We start from the raw sequence: 21,364 nt of genomic DNA on the forward strand, positions 1-21,364 counted from the left end.
GGTGCTGCTCTGTCCGGCTTCGACTGCAACGACCGCTGACGGGGACATCAGGTTGGGGCCGTCCTCCGCGTAGACGACTCCGCGTTCACTCTCCCCCGGTTGCCGCGGCCAAGGCGACGGCAATGCCCGCCGGGCCTCGGACGTAGCACAGCTGGTGGTTTCCGTACCGCACGACGTCGCCGATGAGCTCGGCGCCATGCGGCCGCAGCCGGTCGAGGGCGACGTCGATGTCGTCGACGGCGAACATGACCCGGTGACCGCCCAGCACGTTCACCGGCGTCGAGCCGCCGTCGACAGCGGGCGGCGAGAGATATTCGGTCAACTCGATCCGGCCGTGACCGTCCGGGGTCCGCATCATCGCGATGGCCGACCGCACACCGTCCAGCCCGACGACGCGATCGACGACGTTGCCTTCCACCGTCGCCTCGCCCTCCAGCTCCAGGCCCAGAGCGCCGAAGAACGCCTTCGCCATCTCGAGGTCGTCGACCACCACGGCGACGTTGTCCATACGCACGCTCGCGGTCACCGGGCCGCCTCCGAGGCCTTCTGCCGCATGAGTTCCTCGATCGCGGTCGGCAACGTCGTCTCGAAGTCGATCAGCTTCGCCCAGGTCGGCTTCACCACGATCCGCACCATGCCGTCGTAGAGCGCTTCGACGTTCCGTTCCCACTCGGCCCGCTGCTCCGGTGTCATCCGGTACGTGCCGTTCATCTGCAGGTACTCCTCCGGGATGCCCTCGACCTCGTCGAGTTCGGCATCGCCGCGCAGCAGCAGGACCTTGGGTGGATGGGATTCGGTGTCGATGGTCAATGCGACCGCGGGATTGCGGCGCAGCGCGGCGAGTTTCCGCGCGTTCGTCGCGGTGCACATGACGATTTCCGTGCCGTTCCAGTGGATGCCGATCGGGATGGCACGCGGCGTTCCGTCCAGGGCGACGAACGCCAGCCTGGCCAGGTCGCGGGCCAGCAGCTCCTGGCTGTACGGGCGGGCAAGGACTTGGTCGACCGCTTGCTGATCCATGAGTACCCCTCGGGTTTGGCGGTGTGTCCGCCCAGCCTCTCGCGTCGGACCTCATCCGTCCATCGCGGAACACCCGCCCGCAGGCCCCGGCAGCCTCCGCCGGCACAGCAAGCGCACAACACGCGACACGGGGTCCGGCATGCCGTGGCAAAGCGAAACGGCCCATGGGATGCTCACCCGCCGGCCGTTTCGCAACCGGTCAGCGCCTGCAGCCCTGGCCGTAAGACGACACCGGGTCGGACGGTCTCTCTACGTCGCCATCGCACGATCGATTCCCAGGCATCCTCGAGACTTCCCCTGTTCCGCTCAGCGCACATGTCGCGGTCGCGTGGTCCCCGCCGCCGTTGGGTGTGAGGCGTGACCTGCGCCCTCGGAGCAATCAATCCCGTGCAATCCCTCGAAAGCAATCAACCCCGTGCAATGGAGCGTTCGGGCGCGGCTCGCACCCCAGGGGCATCGAGTGCGGCGGTCAGACAAGGTCTGCTATCAGCCTCGCTTAGGTTGCGGGTCGAACCTGGTCAGCTCCCGCACGATGTTCTCGTCGGTGTCCAGCCACAGCCATTGAGTGAACGGGGTGCAGCTCATGCCGAAACGATCCATGCCGGGTTCGCCGTTGTCGTGCCACCAGTCGTAGGCGGCTTCGACTTCGTCCCAGAGTCGGCGCGGGCCGAGCTGACGTACCGTCCATGGCTTGCTACTGGTGAGGTCGGCGTGGACGCGGGCGAAGGACTTCGTGGCTCCGTCGTCGAGTTCGACGACGTGCCGGCGTTCGCCTTCGGCGTCCCAGTCGATCCAGGCGTACATCGATTGCAGGCGTGCGCCGAGCGCGAAGCCGCCGCGGCGTGGGTTGAAGATGCGGTCGAAATCGCCGCCATGGCTTTGTGACTTGCTCACGTCGGCGTCGGCGATCTCGGCTTCGCTGGGCTGCCAGCTGAAGAGCGTGGCGCGCTGGCTGCGGATACGCATGAACGCGATGTCGCCGGAGAAGCGGCCGTCGGCGACTGCCCGGGTGGGGTCGACGCGCAGGGTGAGCAGGACTCCGTTGAGCCAGTCGGTGCCCCACGGGGTGACCAGGACGCCCCCGGCCTTGGTTTGCTCGAACCAGGCTGGCGGCACCACTTCCCGCACGGCCGCGGTGGAGATGACCCGGTCGTAGGGGCTGCGTTCGGCGAAGCCCTGGAGACCGTCACCGGTGACGACGGTGACGTCGTGCCCGGTGCGCTCGAGGTTCTGACGCGCCTGCTCAGCGATCGCGGGATCGACTTCGACACTGACCACGGACGCCGCTCGCCGGGACAGCAGCGCAGCGTTCCAGCCGGTGCCGGTGCCGATCTCGAGCACATGGTGGTCGGGTTGGAGGTCGAGGGCGTCGAGCATCTCGGCCACGACGGACGGCATCGAGCAGGAACTCGACGCGAACCGGGGCTCGCCACCTTCGCCGTTGTTGACCTGTGTGATCACGAAGGAGTTGTCTGCGACGAGCTTTTCCCACTCCGCCGGATTGGTGCGACGCGAGATCGGGCGCAGCTGCGCATCCCAGATGTCGTCGGGGATGAAGTCGGCGCGTGGGACCTCGGCCAGAAGGTGTTGCCAGTCGGTCACCGGCCGCCTCGATCGTCCTTGTCGTGCCGACCGCCGCCGGCTTCTTCCACCGGTTTGGTCTTGTCCGGGTCGTAGGTGCCCTGACCGTCGGCTTCGATCTTGTCTTTGCCGTGTTTCCCCATGGTCCCTCCCCTACCGAAACGGATCTTATCTACGTGTAACGGAGTGAGCACTCTGTGTGCACCCATAAATGGGGTGCGTGCTGCTCACAGCAGCGTGCGGATGAGGTCGTGCAGTGGGTCGATCAGGTCGGGAAACTCTTGCTTCGCGGGTTGCAGCAGCTTGGCCGCCACGTGCAGCAGCGTCAACCGGCCGGTGTCGCTGGCCAGCTGGTCCTCGAAGACCTCATAGACCTTGTGGGCGACCTCGGGCATCAGCAGCGACAGGCAGTACAGCTTGGCGGCGTCCGCGCCGGCGGGGCCGCGGCCCCACAGTTCCCAGTCCAGAATGGCCAGCGGCTGGTAGAGGTTGGCCCAGTGCAAGTCACCGTGCACGGTCTCCTGCTGCGGGATGACCAGGTCGAAGCCGAGCACTTTGCGGATGCGGGCATCCGCGGCTGGGTTCTTCTTGACGCGGTCGGTCGGTGTGGCGCGCAGCGTGTCGAGCGCGCTCCGCAAGTCGCGCCACCACTGGTCGGGCAGATCCACCGGGTGTCGCAGCACCCGGCTGGAGGAGATCGGCTGGCCGTCGATGACGGTCATGGCGTCGGCGCGTACGCAGAACTGCAGGCCGTTGAACTCATCGGTGTAGTCGGTCGAGGCCAGCACGTACGGTTTGGGTACGCCCCGCACCGCATTGGATTCGGCGATCCCGGTCCATACGAGCGGAAACGCGCGCACGTCGCTGGCCAGCTCCGCCCCGACGCGCAGCCAGCGCGGCTCCCCGCCGCTGGTGCGGCACAGACCGCTGACCGAGCGCAGCCCGACGCCGAACTGAGGCTCGCCGATTACCGTCAACCCGAGCCGCTTGGCGGCGCGGTCGCGGTGGCCGAGCAGCCAGCGGCGAAATGTCGCCTCCAGCCGCTCGGCCGACTCGCTGTTGGTCACGCCCTCCGCACCGCCTCGTTCTCCGGGTAGCAGTTGGTGCCGCCACCACCGGGTCGACATCCCGCACCGAAGGCTTCGTTCTCCGGGTAGCAATTCTCGCCGCTGCCACCCGGTCGGCACCCGGTTCGCTGGCGCTCGGGCATGCCGAGCGCGATCAGACGCTGGCGGGCATGGGGCAACAGCTCGGCGATCTCGGTGATGCTGTGCGTCGTCACGGTGCCCAACTCCAGATCGCGGGCCATCACACACGGGGTCACGGAGCCATCCGGCATGACCGCGAGCTTGCCATCGCCACATCCACCACACAGCTCGCCCGCGTCGCAACCACCCAGCGGGGTATGCCGCGGCGCGATCCCAGCCGCGCGTCCCAGGGCGCGTACGTTGTCGAACCCGATCGCCTGCTCTGGTACACCAAGGGCGAGGAGATCAGCGCGTGCACCCTCGATGTCCTGCTCGTCGAGCACCTTGATGATGCCCACCCGGATTGGGATCTGGTACTGCACCGCGCGTGCGATGTTGCGACGGGTCTGCTCGTACGAGGCGGGGCGCTGGGTGATCATGGTGTGCTCGTCCGGGTTGCCGCTGTAGTACGACGTCGCCAGCGACACCCCTGGCCGTCGGAACACTTCCCACAGCTCGTCAGTCACATGCCCGAGGTTGCTGAACACCTCCACCCGCAGCCCCAGCGTGAGCGCGTACTCGACCAGCGCGGGCAGCGCCGGGTGCAGCGTTGGTTCGTCGCCGATGAACTGCACCAGGCGCACACCGGTAGCGGCGACCTGGTCCAGGACCCGTTTCCAGTCGTCGGCGGTCATCGAGCCATGGGAGCCCTGTGGCCCGCTGCGGGCGAAACAGTGCGTGCAGTGGAACTGGCACTTGCCGGTGATCTCCAACCACACAAATTCCAGCGGCGCGGCCACCTCGCTACTCGGGGCATCGATCGTTGCGGCGGTCATCGACCGTTCCTCTCCTCAGTTGCTGTGTTCGACGCGGGAAAACGGGGGGAATTGGAACTGCGCGGGCGCACCGGACAGGGGGTGTTTCGGCGCGTGCTCGCTGCCGTGGGGCGACAGCTTCAGCAGCGCGGTGATCGCCGCAGTGACCGGGCCGAAGTAGAACCACACCGGGTCCGCCACCACCTCACCGTGGTCGTCGATCAAGTAGCGGCCGGGGAACGCGGTGTCGACGTCGAACACCACATAGGTGTCGATGACGCCGTCACCGCGGCGCTTGCCCATCACCCGCCCCGGCACACTGTCTCCGGAGGATTTGAACCCTGCTGCGGTGATGCGCCGCAGAGCGTCGATGGCTGCGCGCTCTATCCTCGGATTCGCCGGTCAGCCCGGTCATGCCACGTCCCGCAATCTCGACGACATCCCGCCCATGCCGGGCGCGATCTTCCGTTGCGCCTGCTCGACGGTGAGCGGATGCGCGATCAACCGGGAGCACTCCTCGCTATGCCGACTCACGTCCAAGATGGGGCGAACCGGCGGGCGGGGTGTGCCCTCGAGCCTGGCCTGATGGCGATACCAGCGCACCAGAAACGGCACATACGCCATTCCGGCGATCAGCAAGAACACCAGCGTGAAGGTCATCGTTGACTCACCTCAGTGGCCGAATACCCCGGCTGACGAGTCGTGATCGGCGCAGCCAGCAGGGCAAGATCGTTCATCCGGGAACCGCCGCTGCTGCGATCAACCACGACGTGCCGTGGGATCGCGGCGACGGCTGGTGTGGAGGGCGGCACTCCCCGCAGGGGGCGGGGATTCACCTGCGGGGGTGCCGCGGTTGCGCTCACCCGATCCGTCGAATCAGGTGCGCAGGTGAAACACGGTCGGCTAGCCAGCTGCAGGGTCATGGCTTGCATGCGGTGTCCCCCCGTGTTTCAGTAATCGCGGTCTGTTTGCGAACAACGGCTGTCAGAGTTCGCGACGGCGGCCTGTATCAGCAATTGAAACGGGTCGCAGTTCACCCAGACGGAGGATTGAATGGCGAAGTCGAAGGTGAAGGCCAAGCGCCTGGGGGCGGCACTACGTCAGAGTCGTGAATCCGCTGGTCTGAGCCTGCGGGATGCTGCCGAAGGGGTGGGCTGGGATTTCAATCGTCTGCACCGGATCGAGAAGGGCCAGGGGCCGTACAACCCCGAAGAGATTTCGGGTCTGCTCGGCCTGTACCGCGTCACTGGTGACCGGCGCGACCGCATTCTCGCCACCGTGCGCTCGCTCGACGAACCCGGCTGGTGGGAGCTCGCGGGTGTCACGAAGACGATGGGAGCCCTTGCGGACTACGAGAACGATGCCCAGAAGATCACACAATGGGCTCCGATGCTGATCCCCGGCTTGCTGCAGACGATGGATTATGCTCGCGCCGCCATTCAGTTCGATCCGAATCTCGATGCGGCGAGTGTCGAGGCCCGGCTGACGGTTCGAGTACGTCGCCAGCAGATCTTGAAAGGCGATGTGGAATATCGGGTTTTCCTTGGGCTGACCGCGCTCAAAGCAACGGTCGGCAGTAGGGAGATACTGGCTCGCCAACTCGCGGCGCTCCTCAACATCGGGCAACAGGACAACATCACCCTGCGGGTCGTGCTCCCCGAAGCAGATGCGCGAGGCGCATTGCTCGGCCCCTTCAGCGTGCTGGAGTTCGACGAGTGGCAACCAGTCGTGGATGTCGAGAACTTGCGCGGCACCGTGTTTCTCGACACCGAAGAACATACGGGCATCTATCTCGGGGTGCTGTCCCAGCTGAATGCTGTCGCACTCGGTGAGACAGAATCGATGCGTTTGATCGAGCGGCTCAAGGAAGAAGTGGAAGGATCAGCAGATGAGCAGCGAGTGGCGCAAGTCTAGCTTCAGCGGCCCGGACTCCGACTGCGTCGAGCTGCGCAAGGCCGAGGACGGTCACATCCTCATGCGCGACTCGAAGGACCCCGACGGACCTCGCCTGGCCTTCACCAAGGCCGAGATCGCGGCCTTCGTGCAGGGGGTCAAGGCGGGCGAGTTCGACGACCTGACCTGAACGGTCGACACAGTGGCCTGGGCCGCTCTCCCTGCACGTGGGAGAGGGGGCGACTCACCCCGGGGGACGCCGTCGGCCAAGAACCCCTCTCTCAGCGCGTGGGGAGAGGGGCCTTTTTCTAGGGCTACGCCTGATCCAACTCAGGCTACTGCCTGATCAGGTAGTGGTCTGGCGGCCTCGTGACCTGCGCAGGCCGATTCACCGCCCCAAGGACCGTCGCTTCGCTCAGCACACGTTTTCAGGCAGAACACAGCGGCCCCCTGTGACAACGGACATCGCGCCCTCGTCCCGGAATGATTCCTCGTAGCGGGCGGCCACGTCGCCCAGCAACAAGCCCTCCTCGAGCCACTCGCACGCGAGCTTGCCGAACTCGATGGTCGTTTCGTCGACCCAGTCTTCGATCTCCGCCGCGCTCACGGAGCAGTCGCAGAAGCAGCTCGTCGGGCGGCAGACCCGACTCCTCCGGCGACTTGTCGTCGGTGAAAGTGCTGCGGCGCGGGCCCGGCAGCCAGTCGGCTGGCGGTGTGGTGACCACGTGGCTGCGCCAGGCCCACGCCCGCGGTACGGCCGACCGGACATACCCGGAGACGTGGCGCAGGTCACTCCGCGCGCTGCGTCCGGAGCCGGAGACGCCGCTCGTCCCACCCTTATAGAGACTTGCTGCCTCGAGGTTCAAGGTGTGACAGGAACGTTACGAGACATGATCATCACAGGTCCTGCCCCGCCCGACCAATCCAATGGGGCACGTCGGGGGCACGCATGCAAAAGGCCCGGCAAAACCGGGCCTGACTTGCGGAAACGCTGGTGCGCGATACTGGGATCGAACCAGTGACCTCTACCGTGTCAAGGTAGCGCTCTCCCGCTGAGCTAATCGCGCGAGGTGGAGACGGGACTCGAACCCGTGTAGACGGCTTTGCAGGCCGCTGCCTATCCTCTCGGCCACTCCACCGCGTCGGCCTGAGCAAAAGCCATCGCCGAGCGGATGACGGGACTCGAACCCGCGACCCTCACCTTGGCAAGGTGATGCGCTACCAACTGCGCTACATCCGCATTGTGCCACCTCGGGTGCTCCGTGGTGGTTGTGTCCAACACTTTAGCCGACGCCGTGGAGGCCGCACGCACCGGGGTCGGGGAAATGACCTTCAGGCCAGGTCGTGGGGGATGAGGTGGGTCAGCGCGTCGTCCACGTCGACCCACAGGTGCTCGTTGCCCGGGAGCACCACGTCGTAGGTGCGGTCGAGGAAGTCCGCCAGCTCCTGCGCGGAGGCTTCGAACATGGCGTGCCCGGACGGCGAGTTCAGCTCGATGAACACCGACTCCGGGTCCTCGACGGAGGGACGGATCCGGACGTCGCCCTCGCCGGAGTCGGCCAGCAGGCCGTCGGCGAGCAGGTCACGCGCAAAGACCCATTCCACCCAGCCGGCCTTCCCGGTGCGGAACGCCGCCACGACCGCGTACGGGTCACGCGTGTCGTAGCGCAGCTCCACCTTGACCGGAACAGCTGGCGCCCGCGGAGCGAGCAGGTCGAACACCGCGGTCGAGCGGAGCGTCACGTGGTCGTTGCGCATCGTCTCTACCCTTCGTCCCCTTCCCGGTCGTGCTAACGACCTGCGTACACAGCTATGACGCGACCTATTCCTGGTTGGCCCACTTCGGCTGCAGGTATCACCCGTATGGTCGGCTTTGCCTCACCCGTCCGGGCAGAGGTGCTGCGGCAGCGTCCGCTCCATAGTGCTCGGGAAGATGCACATGCAAAAGAGATGTCGCGCGAATGCCGCAAGACGAAGGTCACACATTTGTTATCGACAACCCCGCTGACCTGGCCCGTGTGCGCACGGTGTCGTGATCGAAGCTCCTCGTGATCGGCAAAGGGGGACCCTTCGTGCAGTCCCCGAACGGCGTCGGGTAAAGTTCTCCATGCAGTCGGCACCGACGAGTCCGACGGCGACACAAGCGCGATTAGCTCAGCGGGAGAGCGCTTCGTTCACACCGAAGAGGTCGCTGGTTCGATCCCAGCATCGCGCACCACCCAACGAAGCCCCCTGGCCAGCAGGGTCAGGGGGCTTCGTTCGTGACCAGCGAGCGCATCACCCGGCCACTCAGCGACCACGAACGGAGTACCTTCCTGCCGGCCAACTGATTCGCCGGTTCAGCTCCCGGAAACACAGCAACCACCACCGTGGCCACCGCTCCCTGCGCCACCGGTCAGCAGATCCTGGGTGACGTCGACCCGGGTGCCGGTCCCCGCCGTTCCCTGCGCCACCGGTCAGTAGCGTCCCGGCCGGCACAGCACCGTGCTTTCCCTCGGTGTCAGGTCGACCCGCACCAAGTGCCGGGCCGCCGGTTTCACCAGCACCGCAAGTTCCTCGGCTCCGACATGCTGCAGCCGGCTGACCGTTTCCTGAACCATGCCCAGTGCACCCGCCACGACCGACGCCTCGCTGGGTTGCAGGCGTTGCATCACGATGATGTCGGCGTGGTGGAGGAGCTGCGCTCGTTCCGGAGTCAACACGTCGATCACCGACACCCGCGTCTGCCATGACGAGGGCCGTGCGTACTCCCAGCTCCGGGCGTGGTTGACGTCGTGCACCAAGAGCACCGGTCGCTCCGCGGTGCCAGGCACGTCAGGGCGTGCTGCCGGAGGAACGACCACCACTCGATCGATGCGGCCAGTGACACGTTCGGCCAGGTCATGCCAGCCCGCAGGCTGGTCGGTGAACACTACGACGCGTGCTCCGAACGCCAACGCCCGCATCGCGACGTATCGCCCCGCCCACCAGCCCCCGATCAACGCCACCGATGTCGGAGTGGGCACGAGTACCGGTAGCGGAACCGCTACTCCCCTTTCGTCCTTGCCCAGCGTGAGGCCGTAGGTCGTCGCGGTGAGCTGAAGGTGGCCGAGCTCTTCGCGCGAGGCGAGGTGATGCCCCACCGACAGTGGCGGCAGCCCGGTACAGCGCGCGGCGGCAACCGGCACGACGGGGGGTTGGGCAGGTTGATGGGGTTGCCCGCTCGGCCGCGGTGGCACCGCAGGCGCCGCGGCGGCTTGTCGCTGTGCGCCCGCCCGCCGCAGGCCACCCGGCTGAGCGGCTGCTTGTGCCGCAGCCCGGGCACCGTGCGCCGCGCGGGCCGGGCCCGTTGGTCCAGCAGCCGGTCGGTGAGCCACCTGTGGCCGGCCCGCACCGGTCGGCATCGGTCCGAGGCGCCCAGGATGCGCCGATGGCAGGGCGCCGCGCGGAGCGACCGTGGTGGTCGGAGCCGGTCCCCGGCGGGTGCCCCCGGCCCGTCCGGGTGGTGCGGCGCCCAGCGGGTGGCCCGCCTGGGTGGGTGGTGCGGCGCCCAGCGGGTGGCCTGCCTGGGTGGGCGCGGTACCGGGTGGCTGCACCGTGCCGTTGGCCGGCGATGGAGTCCTCGCGGCTTGCGCGTCCTTCTTGGTCACGGACGTGGCTGCGACGTTCATGCCATTCCTCCTCCCGTCGGGGCGGACGCGTACACGCCGAGCGCGTGCTCACCGTCCAGCCGGAACATCTCGGCGCCGTAGCCTCGACTGACGCGCAGGAGCTGGGTGGTGGCGTCCTCGTTCCCGGCGTGCGGGGTCGCGATGCGAACGACGCACCGGAGGTCGGCTTCCTTGCCGCGGGGAGCAACCGTGATCCCGATACTCGTCGACGGCAGGGACATGGCCCGAATCGCCGCGAACAGCTCCCCTGCTCGCCGTGGATCCGGCCAGGACCGCACCCAGAAGCACGTGTGCGCCAGTCGACGCGAACGCCACTCCCGCCACCGCTCCTCGGCAGCGGGCTGACCACCCGGCGCCAAATCACACGAATGAGCCAGCGCCGCCAGCAGGCGATCAGCGTCCAGCGTCCGCGCCGCAACACCGCGCCGAGCGAGCGCCCGGCCGACGCGGCGAACCATCTCGGCCATCACCGCCGGGACGTTCACGGTGTACTCGGGCGTGCCGACGAACGATTCGGCCAGCTGCCGCGCGTCCACGCGAACCGCGACCCATGCCACCGGCACACCGCCCGTGGTTTGGGTGACGACCTGGAACTGAACTCCCGCCACCTCGGCGTCGTCGGCGATTGCCATGAGCCTGGTGATCGGCACCGGCGCAGTCGTCGCGTTGTCGCCGTGCGGCTTGCGCAGCTCCAGCACCGCAAACCAACCTGTCCCGTCGTCGGCTACGCCGAGTGGACCGTCCGGGCCTGCGACGTTCTGGACGGTCAGCGTCGGTGACAGATACCGCAGGGCCGCCAGCCGAGGGTCCGGCGTCGGCGCGCCACGGCCGGCGCGGCGGCGGTAGCGCGCCCACAACACGATCGTGTCGGTCAGCCACCGGCCGTTGTATCTGCCCAGCAGCAGGGCCAGCAGCACCGCGGCGAGCGTGCCACCGATCAGACCGGCAACGAGGCCGTTCGCTGCGGCGACGATGGCCACGGCGATCACCATGTGCACCAGCACCAGCCGGACCACGCCGATCGGGCCGATCCGGCCGGGCAACCGGCGGGGCCGCAGCCACCTCGAGCTTTGCGTCATCGTCCCCACACCCACTTCGACCGGGGCGCCCGCCGAAAAGTTGGGGAGTCTCGCCCGCCGGCTCGACGCGGCCGATCACTCGCTGCCGTGAGGTCTGCTACGCGCTGCCCAACGCCGCCGGAGGCTCGTTCCGGTACTGATCCCGGTTGTCGCGGGCGATCACCGGGCCGCCCGGCTTCTCGACCTCCCACACCGCGTCCTCGGCGGTGTCGGCAGGCGTCATCCGGCGCACGGCAGCATCGGCCCGCTCGACCCATTCGTCGTGCTGGTCCGTCCGCACCCGATCACCGTCATGCCGCTGAGTTCGAGCACTCCCCCGACGCACGACACGGTGGGTTCCCCGGCCTGCCCCTCGAGGGTCACTGTGCCCCGGTCCCGTGCCACCAGCGTCACCTTGCGCCGGTGGACCTGGACCGGCTCGGTGTAAGTGCCCGGGGCGATCGTGACGACCGTGTCGTCGTCCGCCACTTCGAGTGCTTCGGCAATGCTGGACAGCACCCCACGTTGGCCAGGCGCGACGAGAAGCGTGCGGGCCATGCGTCCAACCCTAGCGGTCCGGCGATCGTCACGAGGACCTTTCGTGTCCCTCGGCAACCTGGCCGGCGCTTTCCTGACGGCCCGGATCGGATGCACCCGGCGGCATCCTCAGCCGGCCGTCCTTCATGTAGCTGGGCTCCATCTTCCGGCCTCCACCGAAGGCGATCCCGTAGGCGAGGCAACCGGCGATGAGGGCGATCGCCAGCAGACCGTCTTCGACCCTCGACCATGCGTCGGACCGCTCGAAGAACAGCTCACGCGGCCACAGCGGCGCCATCGCCATGGTCAGCGTGTCGCCCTCGTGCGGCGCGTCGTCACGATCACCGTGCCATTCCTTGCCGGTGCTCTCCTTCCGTTGGCCGCCGAGCTCGTAGGTGACGTCAAGGCTGGGGGGATCGTCCCCCAAGGGATCCTCCCTGTCCACGACGGTCACTTCGACCGTCGGCCCCACACCCACCATGACCGCCGCTGCGTTGCCGAGGAGGTAGGCCCCGGGCATCGCCGCCAGCGCAAGCAGGGCGAAGAGCCCGACATCGACGATGTCGGTGCTCCGCTTCCTCAGCCGGCGCCCGACGAACACGCCGAACTGCAGGAGTCCGGCCACTACGACATCGATGACGAGCACTATGACCAGCGCCAGCCAGCCACGGACGCCGAGGCTGAGTATCGCCAGCAGCAACACCCCGACCACGAGGGCGAACACCATGCGGCGCAGGTAGCTGCGCAGTCTGGGCGGCAGTGCAGGCAACGGTATGCCCACCCAGCGGCCGAGTCGCACCGCCAGCGTTCCGAACATGTACACCGCCAGCACTCCGAGCACGGCGTACACGTTGGCCGACAGCTGCGAACTCGGCAGCGAGGTGTACCGCTCGGCGAAGATCGCGGGCAGCTCGTCACCGGTGAAGATCCGGGTCGGCGCGCCGGTCAGATAGGCGAGGGATCGCCCTATCTCTGCTACCCCGAAAGCCAACGCCACCACGATCATGGGCAGCAGGCCGAGCGTGCTGAGCAGACGACACCACTGTTCGCGCGGACGCGGCCGGTATCGGAAGTAACGACCACCGTATCCAGGTCCCACATCGTCCCTGGTTGCGTGGGTGCGCCACGAATGGTCCGGGACGTCACGCACCAACTCCAGCAGATCCTTGGCGTATTCGATGACGTCGTCCAGCCGCTGCGGCGCGGCGACGTCGATGCTGATCACACCGTCGGCCAGGGCCATCGAGTGCGGCCGGTCCGACTCGGGGACCCGGTCCTTCTCACCGGGAGACAGCCGCTCGTACGGTACGACGATCAGCTTCCGGAAGGCCTTGGCAACCGCTTCGTCGGCGGCGAAAACGGCGACTTTTTGGGCTTCGTTCTTGGTCAACAACCGCGGGAACTCACCGAGACGCAGCCGCAGCCGATCCGCGGCCGCGCTGCCTGCCCGAACCACCCGGAACTCCGGCGTGTGCGGCGTCTTGACCTGGATGACACAACGCCGGCCCTCCCCGTAACCGAACGCAGCGGCTGCAAAACCGTGGATCGTGAAACCCGCACACCACTCCGGCGTCACCGGCTCCCCGGTGTCCGGCTTCGTGTAGGAGACGAACGTGGGGCCGTGCCTGCTCATGCCGGTGTTCCGCGCGTCTGCCAGCGCCTTCAGCGCGGCTTGCTCCTCCTCGTAGCGACCCTCGTCCGCAGTCCACGTCCGCGCAAGGATCGACACGACGAAGAACGCCAGGCCTCCCCCAGTGACCCACAGCCCAGCCTCGTCGAGTGTGGCGGCATCCACGAACGTTCTCCCCCCGAAACGGACGATCACTACTCGGTGCGTGTGCCATCATTCCTGACGCGGCCTGCGGGCCCGGAAGGGAGTCGCACTGGGGGACCGAAGGTATCGGTATCGGTGTCGAGGTCGGCGAGCTCAAACAGTTCGTCAAGACGCTCGACTTCTACCAATCGGAAGCGAAGAAGTTCGAGGGCCTGGTCGAGGAGGCCAACGGGATCTCCGACGAGTCCTGGGGTGTGATCGGGCTCTTTGTCAAGGGCAAGTACACGAGCAAGCTGCAGATCCTGCGCGAGCTGGTGGACGACCTGCAAGAGGCGTTCCAGGGCCTCGGCGACAAGATCGCCGAGGCGGCGAAGGTCTACGAGAGCACCGAGCAGGACCACGTGATCATGTTCGGCCACCACGCGGCCGAGGTGGACGGCATCGGCGACGACAAGGGGCGGTGATGGCCGAGCAACGGGAAAGTTTCGCCGATCAGGCGAAGGAGAAGTTCACGTCCGACGAGATCGACGACCCGTTGTTCGACATCCAGAACGCGGCGAAGAAGATCTCGATCGCCGGCTCGGCGTACCAGACCTACGACGAGTGGGCGGACAAGGACTTCGAGATCTCCAAGGCGGAGGTCGTCAGCAAGGGTCTCGCGCTCGTCGGCGAGTGCGCGGCTGAGATCGTCAGCTTCGCCAAGGACCCCATCACTGGCTGATCAGCAACGGGCTCAGCTTCCTGCTCGAACTGTTCCAGCCGCTGCAGGACGTGCTGCACATGGTCAGCGGCGACGGTCCCGCCCTGGCCGAGGCCTCCGGCAACTTCCAGCAGATCGGCGAAGGCCTGAAGAACATGGCGCAGGCCCTGTGCGAGGACCGGGACAAGCAGCTGAAGAACTGGCCCCAGGAAGCGGGTACGGCGGCCAAGAACAAGCTCGAGGAGCTGTCCAAGGGCATCGAAGGGATCGCCGGCACCGCGCACGGCGTCGCCGACACGCTCACGATGTGGTCGATCGTCATGCAGGTCATCGAGGAGACGATCAAGGCCATCATCAGCGAGCTGGTGTTCTGGTGCATCTACGCCTGGTTGCCCGCGCTGGCCAGTTCGGTGTTCTCGTTCGGTGCCAGCGTCGCCGCCACCATGGCGAACACGGTCGGCCACGTCGCCACGGCGCTGAGCAAGGCCTTCGAATGGCTGGGGAAGCTTTTCCCGCCGCTGAAGCGGTTCGCCACGTTCCTGGACACCTGGGGTGAGCGCCTGCAAGGGTTCAAGGGTGCGCTCAACGCGTACAAGGCAGCGTGGGAGAGCCCGCTCGGCCTGAGCGGTACTGCCCGCCGCTTCCAGGAGATGAACCTCGGGCAAGCCGTGCTGCACTCGGTCAAGGAAGGCGGCTACAAAGCCGTGGAGGAAACGATCGGCCTCAATCCGGGCAGCATGGGCAGCGGTGTGGAGAAGGTCAAGGGCGTCACCGGCATGATCGACAAGATGCGGGAGCGCAAGGACAACGTCGACGACATCTTCACCGACGGCGAAGACGACAAGTACACCACCGAGGAAACCCGGCGGAACCTCGAAGTCTGAGCGCGTCGCGCGTGCCCAGCCCACGACGCTGGCCGAGGCCGCAGCACCTGGCACCGGCGTCGGAGAGCAGTCCGATGCCGCCGCGGCCGGCCCCGCCAGGGTGCTGATGCCTGCGGCGACGTGGCCGCAAGCCGGGTGATGTTCGCTGGGATCGCACTGCTGCGCGCGGCTGCCGCTCCGGTTTCGGGGTGGCAGCCGTTGTCGCGTGCGCGTCCGCCGACCCCGATTCGCTGCCCGTTCGGCCACGACCACCCGGCAGGCCCTGGCGGATCGCTGCCGATTGGTCTACACCTTTATCGCACGTCATCCGGCCGACCCCGGAGGTGCACCGTGCCGAAGCGAACCCGCCTGGCCGCCGTCCTGGCAGCGGCCGCGCTCGCCGTGACCGCCGCCGTCACCCCGGCCTTCGCCGAGCAGACGGCGCCGGCGTCCCACCAGATCACCAGCCGCTACGACGCACTGATCCCCGCGCCGCTCGAGGCGAAAGCCCATGGCGGCCCCGGATTCCGGCTCACTCCGGGCATCGTCGTCCGCACCGAGCCCGGTTCGGCCGAGGCCCGCCAGGTCGCCGAGTACCTTGCCGAGGAGATTCGGCCAGCCACCGGATTCGACGTGCCGATCGTCGACCGTCCTACGGCCCGCCCGCACATCGCGCTGCTGCTCCATGGTGCGGGCAAGCGGGTCGGTGACCAGGGCTACCGGTTGGACGTCACCCCGCATCGGATCACCATCCGCGCCAACACCTCGGACGGCCTGTTCGCCGGGGTGCAGACGCTGAGGCAGCTGCTGCCCCCGGAGTTCGCCGCCGGCACGCAGCAGAAGCACACGTGGACGGTGCCCGCCGGACGCGTGGTCGACGCGCCACGGTTCGAATACCGGGGCGCCATGCTGGACATCGCCCGGCACTTCCACACCCCGGACGAGATCAAGTCCTACATCGACCAGATCGTCCACTACAAGATCAACTACCTGCACCTGCACCTGACCGACGACCAGGGCTGGCGGATCGAGATCGACTCGTGGCCGGACCTGGCACCGGTCGGCGGCGGTCCCGGCACCGGCGTGGACGGTGTCGGCGGCGGCTACCTGACCAAGGAGGACTACGCCGACCTGGTCGCCTACGCCGAGAGCCGGCACATCACCATCGTCCCCGAGATCGACATGCCGGGGCACACCAACGCCGCGTTGTCGGTCTACGGCGAGCTGAACTGCGACGGCGTCCCGGTGCCGCCGCGCACGGACACCGAAGTCGGATACAGCTCGCTGTGCATCGGGCTGGAGACGACGTACCGGTTCGTCGAGGACGTCATCCGTGAGGTCGCGGAGCTGACCCCCGGCCCGTACCTGCACATCGGTGGCGACGAGGCGCACGCCACGCCGGAGGAGGACTACCGGGCGTTCATGCAGCGGGTCCTGCCGCTGGTGGAGAAGTACGGCAAGCGCGCGTTCGGCTGGACCGAGGTCACCAAGGCCGAGCCGCCCACGTCGGTCGTGCCGCAGTTCTGGCACACCAACCGGGAGAACGCGAGCCTGGCCGACGCCGTCGCCCACGGCAACAAGGTGATCATGTCCCCGGCCAACAAGGCCTACCTGGACATGAAGTACGACCAGAACACCCCGCTCGGCCTGTCCTGGGCCGGCTACATCGAGGTCAAGGACGCCTACGACTGGGATCCGGGAAGCCACGTGACGGGTGTCGGCGAGGAGTCGGTGCTCGGCGTCGAGGCACCGCTGTGGTCGGAGACCCTGCGCAACATCGACGACATCGAGTTCATGGCCTTCCCCCGGCTTCCGGCCATCGCCGAGCTCGGCTGGTCGCCCGCGGACAGCCACGACTGGGAGTCGTTCCGGGCCCGGCTGGCCGAAGAGGGCAAACGGTGGGAGGCGGAAGGGGTCGACTTCTACCGGTCCCCGCAGATCGACTGGTGACCCCTTCCCGTCCTGCAGTCGGCGGAGAGCCGACGCCGCGGCGGCCCCGGACCAGTAGCCGCGGCGTCGGAGCCACCGCGGCCGACAGTCCGTCCGGTCGCCGCGACGCATGCCACCCCCGCCGCACTGTCGACGGGACAGCGCGGTGCAGGCGGTTCAGACCCGCTCGACCAGCAGAGAGACCCCCTGGCCCACACCGACGCACAGGGTCGCCAGGCCACGCCGAGCGTCCTCCCGCTCGAGCCGCCCGAGCAGCGTGACGACCAGCCGTGCTCCGGAGCAGCCGAGCGGATGGCCGAGCGCGATCGCCCCGCCGTCGGCATTCACCTTCTCCGGGTCCAGCTTCAGCCTGCGGATGACGGCCAGGCTCTGCGCGGCGAACGCCTCGTTCAGCTCGACGGCGTCGATGTCGTCCACGGTCAGCCCGGTGCGGTCCAGAAGCTTCTCGGTGGCGGGCACCGGCCCGAGCCCCATGACGTGGGGGGCGACACCGGCGCTGGCGCCGGCCACCACCCTGGCCCGCGGTGTCAGTCCGTGCCGCTGGATCGCGCGCTCGCCGGCCAGCAGCAACGCCGCCGCACCGTCGGACAGCGGAGAGGACGACCCCGCGGTCACGATGCCGTCCTTGCGGAACACCGGCTTCAGCTTGGCCAGCTTCTCGAGGCTGGTGGAACGACGCGGTCCTTCGTCGGCCTCGACAAGCTCGTCACCGACCGGCACCGGCACGATCTCCCGCCGGAAGTGCCCGGCGTCGGCGGCCGCGACCGCGCGCTGATGGCTGCGCAGGGCGAACTGGTCGGATTCCTCCCTGGTGATGCCGTCGAGCCTGGCCACCTCCTCGGCCGTCTCCCCCATGGACAGCGTGACCTTGCGGACCTCGGGCCCGGCGCCTGCGGGCACGGCCCGGTCGTGCTCGGTGAACTTCGGGTTGGTGAAGCGCCAGCCGAGCGAGGTGTCGGACACCTCACCGGGCCGGGCCCACGGGGTGCCCGGCTTGGCCATCACCCAGGGAGCCCTGGTCATGGACTCCACTCCGCCCGCGACGACGACGTCCGCCTCACCGGCACGGATCGTGGCGGCGGCGGTCGCCACCGCGGTCAGGCCGCTGGCGCACAACCGGTTCACCGTGTATCCGGGGACCTCGTCCGGCAGCCCGGCCAGCAGCGCGGCCATCCGCGCCACGTTCCGGTTGTCCTCACCGGCCTGGTTGGCCGCACCGAGGATCACCTCGTCGATCGCGTCGGCGGGAACCGTGGCGCGGCCGACCACTTCGCGCACCACCATCGCGGCCAGGTCGTCCGGCCGGACCTGGGCCAGCGCGCCACCGTAACGTCCTTGCGGGGTGCGGACTCCGTCCACGATGAACACGTCAGTCATGGCTCTCCCACTGTGCTCGCGCGGCGTGGCCGCGGCTGTCGCCCTGCGGCGGTGTCTTTCGCGCCAGGGCGCTGCTCGGGTGTCGGATCGGCACGGGGTGATGTGCCCGACGGTGTCACGTTACCCGGGTCGTCCGGCCTTCTTCCGCTCCGCGCGCAGCAGACCACCGCCGACGATCAGCCGCTGGATTTCACTGGTGCCTTCGTACAGCCACATCAACCGGACGTCGCGGTAGATCCGCTCCACCGCAACCCCGCGCATGTAGCCGTTCCCGCCGTGCACCTGGACGGCCAGATCCGCGACCTTGCCCGCCATCTCGGTGCAGAACAGCTTCGCCGCCGACGGCCCGATCCGGCGGTCCTCCCCGGTGGCGTACCGCCGGGCCGTGTCCCGGACCAGTGCACGACCGGCCATGACGCCGGTTTGCTGGTCGGCGATCATGGCCTGCACCAGCTGGAAGTCACCGATCGGGGTACCGCCCTGCGTGGCGGTCGCGGCGTAACTCACCGATTCGTCCAGCGCCCGCTGGGCGGCTCCGACGGCCAGCGCGGCGATGTGGATCCGGCCGCGTGCCAGCGAAGCCATGGCGGCCCGGTAGCCGACGTCGGCGTCACCACCGACGAGCGCCTCGGGACCGACCCGCACCTGCGAGAAGGTCACCTCGGCGGTGCGGGAACCTTCCTGGCCCATCTTCGCGTCGTGCGGCCCGACGGTGATCCCCGGCGCGTCCGCCGGGACCAGGAACACCGCGATCCCGGGACCGGCCTCCGACGGCGGCTGCGTGCGCGCGAAGACGACGAACAGCCCCGCCTCGGTGGCGTTGGTGATGAACTGCTTGGCGCCGTCGATGACCCATCCGTCGCCGTCCGGCTTCGCGGTGGTCCTCAGCCCGGCCGGGTTCGAGCCCGCGCCCGGCTCGGTGAGGGCGAACGAGGCGACGATCTCCCCCGAGGCCATCCCGGGCAGCCACCGCGCCCGCTGCTCGTCGGTGCCGAACCCGACCAGCACCTGGCCGGCGATGCCGTTGTTGGTGCCGAACATCGAGCGCAGCGCCAACGACGAGTAGCCGAGCACCATGGCAACCTCGACGTCCTGCACCACGTCCAGGCCGAGCCCGCCCCACCGCTGCGGGAGCGCGTACCCGAACAAGCCCATCTCGGCGGCTTGCTGCCGCAGATCGGCCGGAATCCGGTCGGTCTCCATGATCTCGCGCTCGCGTGGCATGACACGCGAGCGCACGAAGTCTTCGATCTGGTCGAGAACCTCCGCGAAGACGTCATCGGGAACATCGGGGTTGCCGGTGTACATGCCCCTCACTATCGAGGGCGACGCCCGCCGAGCGCCACCCGTCGCGATCACGATCACCGCGCGGTCCGGTCACGGCGCGTCACCACTTCCCGACAGCGGCCGACGTCCCCCAGCGCGTGGCCGGTGTAGCCCGTCCCGGTGTTAGGCTCCGGACGGTGCAGCCGGGGAAAGTCACCACCGAGCGAGTCGTCATCATCGCCTCGACCGTCGTCGCCGCACTGAGCATCGCCTACTTCTACGCGGTCAACATCCCCTTCGCGCACATCGACCTCGAGGTGTACCGGTTCGCGGTCTGGCGCTGGTGGGAGGGCGGCGACATCTACGGGGAACTGCCCGCGGTCAACGGCGGCCTGGTCCTGCCGTTCATCTATCCCCCGTTCGCCGCGGTCTGCATGATCCCGTTCGCCGTGCTGCCGTGGACACTGTCCTACACACTGCTGTTCCTGCTGGGGATCGGCTGCACGGTCGGCACGGTCTATCTGGTCGGCAGGCATCTGTATCCGCAGGCCAGCAGGCGTACCACCCTCGCCGTGGCGGGCGGCTCGCTGATCCTGCTGCTGTGCCTGGAGCCGCTGCGGGAGACGTTCGCCTTCGGGCAGATCAACTTGCTGCTGATGGGGCTGGTGGCCATCGACTGCCTGGCCAGGCGGACCCGGTGGCCGCGCGGCATCGGTGTCGGCCTGGCCGCAGCCGTCAAGCTCACGCCCGCGGTGTTCGTGCTGTACTTCCTGCTGCGCCGGGACTACCGGGCGGTCGGCGTGGCCGCGGCCACCGGGGCGGCCGCCACCGCGCTCGGATTCCTGGTCAATCCCAGCGGCTCGGTCACCTACTGGTTCGGCGGCTTCGCCGGGGCGGGCCAGATCAGTGGCTCCACGTACCGCACCAACCAGACCGTGCAAGCGGCGTTCGCGCGGCTGGGCCTGGACGGCACGACGCTCGTCGTCGTGACCGCTGTCGTGGTGCTGGTGCTGCTCGCGCTGGTGGTGATCGGCGCCCGGGCCAGCACCCCGGAGACCGCCCTCATGCTGTGCGCGGCGTTGTCGTTGCTGGCGTCCCCGACGGCGTGGTCGCACCACTGGGTGTGGATCGCGCCCGCGGTCGCCGTCATGGCCTACGGCTGCCTGCAGGCGTGGCAGGACAACCGACCTCGACGATTCGTCCTGCTCGCCGGTACCGTGATCACCGTGGCGACGTTCGTCATCGGCCCGTTCCACCAGCTGCCGGGCAACGACGACTGGAACAACCCGCCCATCGATCTCGAGCAGTTGTGGACGCCGGAACAGCACCTGGTGGGCAATGCCTACGTGCTGCTGGGTATCGCCTGGATCGTCGCGATGGCGATCACCGGGATCGTCGGCAAGCGCCGGCAGCGGCGCGCCGTGACTCAGCCCGACGAGGCCCCAAAAGCCGCGTGAAAGCCGAGAGCTGTCGCCCGCTGCCGCGGTCACTCGGCACGATCGCCGTCGATGCCGTGGGCAACCGCTCATCGGTATGGCCCTCGACGGGCCGGCGCCGGTCTGGCCTGCCCCCGGCTGCGCGGCTCGCTCGCCACGTGTCGGGCCTCGAGTGCGACACCGTGCGCCAGCTCGTCGAGGGCCGTCGGCCCGGTCGCGTTGCGGTGAGCGAGCTCGACCGACCGTTCTTGCCGATC

The 21,364-nt window shown here is 68.3% G+C and carries 24 protein-coding genes and 4 tRNA genes; 8 read left to right on the forward strand and 20 right to left on the reverse strand.

The window, feature by feature from the left end; genetic code table 11:
- Positions 1-85 precede the first annotated feature (85 nt).
- From YWY_RS0102000 to YWY_RS0102035, 8 genes are all read right to left on the reverse strand, one after another.
- A complete protein-coding gene (locus YWY_RS0102000; protein WP_028846257.1) occupies positions 86-508 on the reverse strand; it encodes a VOC family protein in 423 nt (140 codons plus the stop codon).
- 14 nt (positions 509-522) lie between these two features.
- On the reverse strand, positions 523-1,020 hold the full coding sequence (locus YWY_RS0102005; RefSeq protein ID WP_028846258.1) for a pyridoxamine 5'-phosphate oxidase family protein: 498 nt from the start codon (positions 1,018-1,020) through the stop codon (positions 523-525).
- Positions 1,021-1,506: 486 nt separating this feature from the next.
- Entirely contained in the window at positions 1,507-2,622 is a 1,116-nt protein-coding gene (locus tag YWY_RS0102010; protein ID WP_028846259.1) for an rRNA adenine N-6-methyltransferase family protein, read from the reverse strand.
- Positions 2,619-2,744, reverse strand: coding sequence for a hypothetical protein (locus tag YWY_RS24755; protein ID WP_281168963.1), 126 nt, complete (start codon positions 2,742-2,744; stop codon positions 2,619-2,621). Before YWY_RS24755 ends, YWY_RS0102010 begins: the two co-directional genes overlap by 4 nt.
- Before the next feature lie 84 nt (positions 2,745-2,828).
- Entirely contained in the window at positions 2,829-3,668 is an 840-nt protein-coding gene (locus YWY_RS19770; protein ID WP_084608786.1) for a phosphotransferase family protein, read from the reverse strand.
- Positions 3,665-4,588: a radical SAM/SPASM domain-containing protein gene (locus tag YWY_RS19775; RefSeq protein WP_169725202.1), complete on the reverse strand. Its 924-nt coding sequence runs from the start codon at positions 4,586-4,588 to the stop codon at positions 3,665-3,667. Before YWY_RS19775 ends, YWY_RS19770 begins: the two co-directional genes overlap by 4 nt.
- Positions 4,589-4,639: 51 nt before the next feature.
- A complete protein-coding gene (locus tag YWY_RS0102030; protein ID WP_156899059.1) occupies positions 4,640-4,921 on the reverse strand; it encodes a hypothetical protein in 282 nt (93 codons plus the stop codon).
- Positions 4,922-5,014: 93 nt separating this feature from the next.
- Positions 5,015-5,263 (reverse strand): hypothetical protein, encoded by a 249-nt coding sequence (locus YWY_RS0102035; protein WP_028846261.1) that lies wholly within the window; start codon positions 5,261-5,263, stop codon positions 5,015-5,017.
- A gap of 393 nt (positions 5,264-5,656) precedes the next feature.
- On the opposite strand from YWY_RS0102035, the gene YWY_RS0102040 reads away from it, so the two are divergent.
- Both YWY_RS0102040 and YWY_RS0102045 read left to right on the forward strand, forming a co-directional pair.
- On the forward strand, positions 5,657-6,517 hold the full coding sequence (locus tag YWY_RS0102040; RefSeq protein WP_084608788.1) for a helix-turn-helix domain-containing protein: 861 nt from the start codon (positions 5,657-5,659) through the stop codon (positions 6,515-6,517).
- Entirely contained in the window at positions 6,492-6,686 is a 195-nt protein-coding gene (locus tag YWY_RS0102045) for a DUF397 domain-containing protein (protein WP_028846263.1), read from the forward strand. Before YWY_RS0102040 ends, YWY_RS0102045 begins: the two co-directional genes overlap by 26 nt.
- A gap of 225 nt (positions 6,687-6,911) precedes the next feature.
- Here YWY_RS0102045 and YWY_RS0102050 read toward each other — a convergent pair whose 3' ends face one another.
- The 5 genes from YWY_RS0102050 to YWY_RS0102070 form a co-directional block, all read right to left on the reverse strand.
- Complete coding sequence (locus YWY_RS0102050) at positions 6,912-7,103, reverse strand: hypothetical protein (RefSeq protein WP_028846264.1); 192 nt, start codon at positions 7,101-7,103, stop codon at positions 6,912-6,914.
- 385 nt (positions 7,104-7,488) lie between these two features.
- A tRNA-Val gene (locus YWY_RS0102055) sits at positions 7,489-7,563 on the reverse strand.
- A 1-nt stretch (position 7,564) separates the two neighbouring features.
- Positions 7,565-7,635: transfer RNA gene (locus YWY_RS0102060), tRNA-Cys, on the reverse strand.
- Positions 7,636-7,663: 28 nt separating this feature from the next.
- Positions 7,664-7,736 (reverse strand) — tRNA-Gly (locus YWY_RS0102065).
- 92 nt (positions 7,737-7,828) lie between these two features.
- Entirely contained in the window at positions 7,829-8,254 is a 426-nt protein-coding gene (locus YWY_RS0102070; RefSeq protein ID WP_028846265.1) for an SsgA family sporulation/cell division regulator, read from the reverse strand.
- Positions 8,255-8,639: 385 nt separating this feature from the next.
- Between YWY_RS0102070 and YWY_RS0102075 the strand changes: the two genes are divergently transcribed.
- Positions 8,640-8,714 (forward strand) — tRNA-Val (locus YWY_RS0102075).
- 238 nt (positions 8,715-8,952) lie between these two features.
- Here the strand turns inward: YWY_RS0102075 and YWY_RS23935 are convergent.
- The 5 genes from YWY_RS23935 to YWY_RS0102100 all read right to left on the reverse strand — a co-directional run bounded on the left by YWY_RS23935 (position 8,953) and on the right by YWY_RS0102100 (position 13,536).
- Positions 8,953-9,213, reverse strand: a complete 261-nt coding sequence (locus tag YWY_RS23935) for a hypothetical protein (RefSeq protein ID WP_156899060.1) — start codon at positions 9,211-9,213, stop codon at positions 8,953-8,955.
- 929 nt (positions 9,214-10,142) lie between these two features.
- Positions 10,143-11,225 carry a type VII secretion protein EccE gene (locus YWY_RS19785; RefSeq protein WP_084608791.1) on the reverse strand — a complete coding sequence of 361 codons (1,083 nt, stop codon included), beginning with the start codon at positions 11,223-11,225 and terminating at the stop codon, positions 10,143-10,145.
- A 97-nt stretch (positions 11,226-11,322) separates the two neighbouring features.
- Entirely contained in the window at positions 11,323-11,448 is a 126-nt protein-coding gene (locus YWY_RS24760; protein WP_281168964.1) for a hypothetical protein, read from the reverse strand.
- Positions 11,445-11,762, reverse strand: coding sequence for a right-handed parallel beta-helix repeat-containing protein (locus YWY_RS0102095; protein ID WP_028846266.1), 318 nt, complete (start codon positions 11,760-11,762; stop codon positions 11,445-11,447). Before YWY_RS0102095 ends, YWY_RS24760 begins: the two co-directional genes overlap by 4 nt.
- A gap of 28 nt (positions 11,763-11,790) precedes the next feature.
- Entirely contained in the window at positions 11,791-13,536 is a 1,746-nt protein-coding gene (locus tag YWY_RS0102100) for a hypothetical protein (protein ID WP_156899061.1), read from the reverse strand.
- On the opposite strand from YWY_RS0102100, the gene YWY_RS19790 reads away from it, so the two are divergent.
- The 4 genes from YWY_RS19790 to YWY_RS0102115 all read left to right on the forward strand — a co-directional run bounded on the left by YWY_RS19790 (position 13,521) and on the right by YWY_RS0102115 (position 17,028).
- Positions 13,521-13,979, forward strand: coding sequence for a hypothetical protein (locus tag YWY_RS19790; protein WP_051309505.1), 459 nt, complete (start codon positions 13,521-13,523; stop codon positions 13,977-13,979). The genes YWY_RS0102100 and YWY_RS19790 overlap by 16 nt on opposite strands.
- A complete protein-coding gene (locus tag YWY_RS23020) occupies positions 13,979-14,236 on the forward strand; it encodes a hypothetical protein (protein WP_051309506.1) in 258 nt (85 codons plus the stop codon). The genes YWY_RS19790 and YWY_RS23020 overlap by 1 nt, the downstream gene beginning before the upstream one ends.
- Before the next feature lie 59 nt (positions 14,237-14,295).
- Positions 14,296-15,099, forward strand: a complete 804-nt coding sequence (locus YWY_RS23025; protein ID WP_156899062.1) for a hypothetical protein — start codon at positions 14,296-14,298, stop codon at positions 15,097-15,099.
- A 330-nt stretch (positions 15,100-15,429) separates the two neighbouring features.
- Positions 15,430-17,028 (forward strand): beta-N-acetylhexosaminidase, encoded by a 1,599-nt coding sequence (locus YWY_RS0102115; protein ID WP_245566515.1) that lies wholly within the window; start codon positions 15,430-15,432, stop codon positions 17,026-17,028.
- Positions 17,029-17,184: 156 nt separating this feature from the next.
- Here YWY_RS0102115 and YWY_RS0102120 read toward each other — a convergent pair whose 3' ends face one another.
- Positions 17,185-18,405, reverse strand: coding sequence for a thiolase family protein (locus YWY_RS0102120; RefSeq protein ID WP_028846269.1), 1,221 nt, complete (start codon positions 18,403-18,405; stop codon positions 17,185-17,187).
- 120 nt (positions 18,406-18,525) lie between these two features.
- Positions 18,526-19,713 (reverse strand): acyl-CoA dehydrogenase family protein, encoded by a 1,188-nt coding sequence (locus tag YWY_RS0102125; protein ID WP_028846270.1) that lies wholly within the window; start codon positions 19,711-19,713, stop codon positions 18,526-18,528.
- A gap of 155 nt (positions 19,714-19,868) precedes the next feature.
- Here YWY_RS0102125 and YWY_RS19800 point away from each other — a divergent pair, with 155 nt between their 5' ends.
- Positions 19,869-21,128 (forward strand): glycosyltransferase 87 family protein, encoded by a 1,260-nt coding sequence (locus YWY_RS19800; protein WP_051309508.1) that lies wholly within the window; start codon positions 19,869-19,871, stop codon positions 21,126-21,128.
- The last annotated feature ends 236 nt before the right edge of the window (positions 21,129-21,364 follow it).

Source organism: Thermocrispum agreste DSM 44070 (genome assembly GCF_000427905.1).
Classification (GTDB): domain Bacteria; phylum Actinomycetota; class Actinomycetes; order Mycobacteriales; family Pseudonocardiaceae; genus Thermocrispum; species Thermocrispum agreste.

Coding starts and splice junctions, on each gene's coding strand:
- YWY_RS24755 (WP_281168963.1), bottom strand. CDS start 2,744: ATGGGGAAACACGGCAAAGACAAGATCGAAGCCGACGGTCAGGGCACC.
- YWY_RS23025 (WP_156899062.1), top strand. CDS start 14,296: ATGGTCAGCGGCGACGGTCCCGCCCTGGCCGAGGCCTCCGGCAACTTC.
- YWY_RS0102045 (WP_028846263.1), top strand. CDS start 6,492: ATGAGCAGCGAGTGGCGCAAGTCTAGCTTCAGCGGCCCGGACTCCGAC.
- YWY_RS0102000 (WP_028846257.1), bottom strand. CDS start 508: ATGGACAACGTCGCCGTGGTGGTCGACGACCTCGAGATGGCGAAGGCG.
- YWY_RS0102070 (WP_028846265.1), bottom strand. CDS start 8,254: ATGCGCAACGACCACGTGACGCTCCGCTCGACCGCGGTGTTCGACCTG.
- YWY_RS0102040 (WP_084608788.1), top strand. CDS start 5,657: ATGGCGAAGTCGAAGGTGAAGGCCAAGCGCCTGGGGGCGGCACTACGT.
- YWY_RS0102120 (WP_028846269.1), bottom strand. CDS start 18,405: ATGACTGACGTGTTCATCGTGGACGGAGTCCGCACCCCGCAAGGACGT.
- YWY_RS0102035 (WP_028846261.1), bottom strand. CDS start 5,263: ATGACCTTCACGCTGGTGTTCTTGCTGATCGCCGGAATGGCGTATGTG.
- YWY_RS19785 (WP_084608791.1), bottom strand. CDS start 11,225: ATGACGCAAAGCTCGAGGTGGCTGCGGCCCCGCCGGTTGCCCGGCCGG.
- YWY_RS24760 (WP_281168964.1), bottom strand. CDS start 11,448: ATGACGCCTGCCGACACCGCCGAGGACGCGGTGTGGGAGGTCGAGAAG.
- YWY_RS0102095 (WP_028846266.1), bottom strand. CDS start 11,762: ATGGCCCGCACGCTTCTCGTCGCGCCTGGCCAACGTGGGGTGCTGTCC.
- YWY_RS23020 (WP_051309506.1), top strand. CDS start 13,979: ATGGCCGAGCAACGGGAAAGTTTCGCCGATCAGGCGAAGGAGAAGTTC.
- YWY_RS0102125 (WP_028846270.1), bottom strand. CDS start 19,713: ATGTACACCGGCAACCCCGATGTTCCCGATGACGTCTTCGCGGAGGTT.
- YWY_RS0102005 (WP_028846258.1), bottom strand. CDS start 1,020: ATGGATCAGCAAGCGGTCGACCAAGTCCTTGCCCGCCCGTACAGCCAG.